The sequence below is a fragment of the Hymenobacter agri genome, from assembly GCF_054778495.1.
The window spans coordinates 1-3,472 of sequence record NZ_BAAGZM010000468.1; the positions used below are offsets into that span (position 1 = coordinate 1).

At 65.3% G+C, this 3,472-nt stretch carries 3 protein-coding genes; all 3 read right to left on the minus strand.

Features of this window, described 5'->3' with window-relative positions:
- Positions 1 to 1,238 (minus strand): AMP-binding protein (locus tag ACYVDE_RS17770; protein ID WP_460502891.1); only part of this gene is annotated, 1,238 nt, incomplete at its 3' end.
- Between the two features lie 79 nt (positions 1,239 to 1,317).
- Positions 1,318 to 1,695, minus strand: coding sequence for a response regulator transcription factor (locus tag ACYVDE_RS17775; RefSeq protein WP_460502892.1), 378 nt, complete (start codon positions 1,693 to 1,695; stop codon positions 1,318 to 1,320).
- A gap of 138 nt (positions 1,696 to 1,833) precedes the next feature.
- Positions 1,834 to 3,372 carry a sensor histidine kinase gene (locus ACYVDE_RS17780; RefSeq protein WP_460502893.1) on the minus strand — a complete coding sequence of 513 codons (1,539 nt, stop codon included), beginning with the start codon at positions 3,370 to 3,372 and terminating at the stop codon, positions 1,834 to 1,836.
- Positions 3,373 to 3,472: the final 100 nt, after the last annotated feature.

Below are 3,472 nucleotides of genomic sequence, written 5' to 3' on the forward strand. Positions count from 1 at the left end.
CGTGGGGCGGGCATGTCTTCGAGGCCGACTATAGTGGCCAGCATGGGCCAGCCGGATTCGGTCTGCCACCAGTGGTCGACCACGGGCACGCCCAGCAGCTGGCCGGCCCAGGCGAAGGTCGCGGGGTCGCAGCGCTCGCCCGCCAGAAACAGGTGGCGCAGGCCGCCCAGGTCGTATTTTTTCGCCAGCAGTCCCTCGGGGTCTTCCTTTTTGATGGCCCGAATGGCGGTGGGCGCGGTGAACATCACCTTCGCCTGATGCTGCGATACCAGCCGCCAGAAGGTGCCCGCATCGGGCGTGCGCACGGGTTTGCCTTCGAACAGCACCGAAATGCAGCCGCGCAGCAGCGGGCCGTACACTATGTAGCTGTGCCCCACGGCCCAGCCGATATCGGAGCCGGTGAAGATGGTTTCGCCGGGTGCCAAGTCGTAGATGGTGCGCATGCTAAAGTGCAGGGCCACGGCGTGGCCGCCGTGGTCGCGCACCACACCTTTGGGCAGCCCGGTGGTGCCGCTGGTGTAGAGGATGTAGAGCGGATGGGTGGCCGACACCGGCACGGCGGGCACGGGCGCAGCTTGCAGCAGCGTGGCGTAGTCCACGTCGCGGTCGGGCTGCATCCCGGCCGTCACGAAGTCGCGCTGGCACACCACCACGTGGGCGGGCTGGTGCGCGGCCTTGGCCAGCGCTTCATCCACCAGCGGCTTGTAGGGAATGATGCGGTCGAACTCCATGCCGCCCGATGCGCAGATGATGACGCGCGGCCGGGCATCATCAATTCGCACGGCCAGCTCGTGGGGCGCAAAGCCACCAAACACCACCGAATGAATGGCCCCGAGCCGGGCGCAGGCCAGCATGGCCGCCACCGCCTCGGGCATGTTGGGCATGTAGATGAGCACGCGGTCGCCCACTGCTACGCCAAGCTCGCGCAGCCCGCCGGCCAGCCGGGCCGTGAGGTCGAGCAGCTCGGCGTAGGTGTAGGTGCGCAGGGTATTGGTGACGGGCGAGTCATAAATCAGGGCGGGCTGGTCGGCGCGGCCGTGATGCACGTGGTAGTCGAGGCAGAGGAAGCAGGTATTCAGCTCGCCGCCCCGGAACCAGCGGTAGGTGCCGTTCTCATCCTGGCTCAGGGCCTGGGTAAAGGACTTGTCCCAGGCCAGGTGCTGGGCCTGGGCGGCCCAGAAACCGGCCGGGTCGGCCAGGCTTGCGGCGTGGGTAGCGGCGTAAGAGCAGGCGGGCATGGTCAATGGGTGAATGGGTGAATGAGCGAATGGGGCATTGCTTGGGAATTGAGTGATGGGCGTAGCTATATTTGCTCATTCACTCATTGAGCACCAGCAGTTCGCGTACTTTTTCCATGAGCTGGCGGGTGCTGAAGGGCTTGGGAATGTAGAGGTCGGCCCCGGCGGTATAGCCTTTCTGCACGTCGGCTTCGCGGCTTTTGGCGGAGAGGAAAATGACTTTGGTAGCGGCGCGGTCGGGGCGCTGGCGCAGCTGCCGGCACACTTCGAGGCCGTCGACGTCGGGCATCATGATATCAAGCAGCACGAGGTCGTAGGGCGTCTGGTCGATGGCGGCCAGGGCTTCGGTGCCGTTGCGGGCAATGCCGACCAGGTAGCCATTCTTGCGCATCAGAAATTCGAGCGACATCACGATGTTAGGCTCGTCGTCAACGATGAGAATGTGGGGCGATTTCATGGGCGGGGAGGTGGTGAGGCGGGTGGTGGGGAACGGTAGAGAAAGCAACGAGTTGAGCGGAGCAAAAAGAACGTCATGCTGAGCGCAGTCGAAGCATCTCTACCGCAGTAGTAGAGTAGACTCAATCGTCGGGATTAGTTACGCGGTAGAGATGCTTCGACTGCGCTCAGCATGACGTTCTTCCAAGCCAGCCCCACCGCCCCGCAGCAGCGGCAGCTCGACGAAGAAGCGGGCACCGCGCTCGAGCTCGCTCTCGACCCAGATGCGGCCGTGGTGCAGCTCCACGATTTTGCGGGTGATGGCCAAGCCCAGGCCGGTGCCTTCGGGCTTGCGGGTGGTTTGGTTCTGGGCCTGGAAGAATTTGTCGAAGATGAGGTGCTGGGCGGCGGGCGAAATGCCGCGGCCGTTGTCTTCCACGCTCAGCAGCACGAGGTCGGCGGCGGGCCAGGCCAGCACGGCGATGCGGCCCGAGCCGTCGGCCCGGCAGGCCTTGATGGCGTTGGAAAGCAGATTCACGAGCACCTGCATCAGCCGGTCGCGGTCGGCGTAGAGGATGGGCAGGTCGGCGGGCGTGTCGACGTGCAGAGTGATGTGCTTGTCGCGCAGCAGCTGGCCTACGGCGTCCAGGGCTTCGGCCACGAGGTCGGCCACGGGCACGGCCGTGCGGTCGAGCGTCGCCTGGCCCGATTCGAATTTCTCCAAATCGAGCACCAGCGAGATGAGGCGCGTCAGGCGCTCGGCTTCGCGGCCGATGGTGAGCTGGAAATGCTGGCGCTCCTCCACGTCCAGCTCGGGGTTGTCGGCCAGGATTTCGGCCAGCGCCCGGATGCTGGTGAGCGGCGTGCGCAGCTCGTGCGTCACGGTGTAGAGGAATTCGTCTTTGCGCTGGTCGAGGGCCTGGAGCTGGTCGTAGGCGGCGCGCAACTCGTCGGTGAGGCGCTGGAGCTGGCGGCTTTGTTTCTGGAGTTGGCGGTTGGCTTCGAGTAATTGCTGGCTCTCTTTCAGTATACCCACCACGCTGGCGTAGCTGATTTCCTCCGCGCCCGCCACCGATGCTACCAGCATGCGCGCCGAAGCCGGACCGAGACTGCCCGCGAGCAGCTTTTCGGCGTAGTTGAGCAGGCGCGGGTCGGCAGCAGTGAGGTGGTGAGCTGGTGAGCTGGTGAGTTGGGAATTGCTGGAGGCTTCCGTTGGCATGGCGTCGGGAAAGCGGGTAGCGAAGGTGCGCAGGGCCTGATTAGTGCGCTTCTTCCCGAGAAAGCCCAACAGCAGGGCCCGTACGTCGGGGAAGGGGGTTTGGCCCTGCCAGCCGGTAATTTCCTCGGCCAGACTGCGGCGCGTGAACACATCCACGAATACGTCGGCCTGGCGCAGCTCCAGCGCCGTGGGCGGCCAGGCCAGCGACAGGCCCACGTAGAGGCCGATGTTGAACAGCCAGCTCCAGAACAGCCCGTGCGAGAGGTAATCGAGCCCTTCGAGCCCAAACAAGGCAAACGGCCGCAGGCCGGCAATGCCGCCCACGCCCTCAGTAAGCACCGATTCAGGCAGGCGGCCCGGCCCCACCAGTGTGGGTAGCACCAGCGTAAAAAACCACACTGCAAAGCCCGCCAGCAGACCCACCGTGGCCCCGCGCCGGGTGCCGCCCTTCCAGTAGAGGCCGCAGCCCACGGCGGGCACGAACTACGCCAGGGCGGCGAACGAAACTAAGCCAGTGTTCACGAGCGGCAGCTGCTTGCCTACTTCGGCGTAGTAGCCGTAGGCCAGCAGCAGCACCAGC